The organism is Massilia sp. CCM 8734 (genome assembly GCF_011682155.1).
Lineage (GTDB): Bacteria > Pseudomonadota > Gammaproteobacteria > Burkholderiales > Burkholderiaceae_D > Telluria_A > Telluria_A rubra.
The window spans coordinates 1-493 of the sequence record NZ_WHJI01000196.1 but is presented as its reverse complement, the minus strand read 5'-3'; the positions used below and the strand labels follow the sequence as shown (position 1 = coordinate 493).

The 493-nt window shown below is 60.6% G+C and carries 1 pseudogene; it reads right to left on the bottom strand.

The window, feature by feature from the left end:
- Nucleotides 1-493, bottom strand: a pseudogene (locus tag F2P46_RS36210) (response regulator); the annotation flags it as partial.

Below are 493 nucleotides of genomic sequence, written 5' to 3'. Positions count from 1 at the left end.
CGCTCACGCAGCGCGGCCGACAGCTCCGCTGGCGCACCCTCCTCTGCAGCGATATCGGCGTGCCATTCAAGGCTTCTGGCGTTCATCATCGGGACGAGCGTGGGCGCTCCTTCGGCGTCAAAGAACACAAAGCCGTGGGGATTGGTAAAAAGATAGTATTCAACGAATCCGTAGCGATCGCACAGGCCCTGGACCATGGCGGCCGCAGCCGGGTCGCGCAAAAATCCAAACTCGTGGGCGCCCAGCTGACCAGCCTGGCTGCGTGATTGATCGAGGAAGTAGGTGTTCTGCAAAGCATCGATCGCCGCCTCCAGCTGATCGAGCGCGTCGGGGTCCTGCTTTCGGATAAATCGATGGATGAGGCCGCGATTAAAGGCCGCCACGGCAAAGCTCGCGTCGGCGCGCGCAGTGAACATGATTTTCTTACAGGGCAGATCGGCGGCCGCCTCGCAAAACTCCAGCCCATCCATGTCCGGCATCGCGTAATCGATCA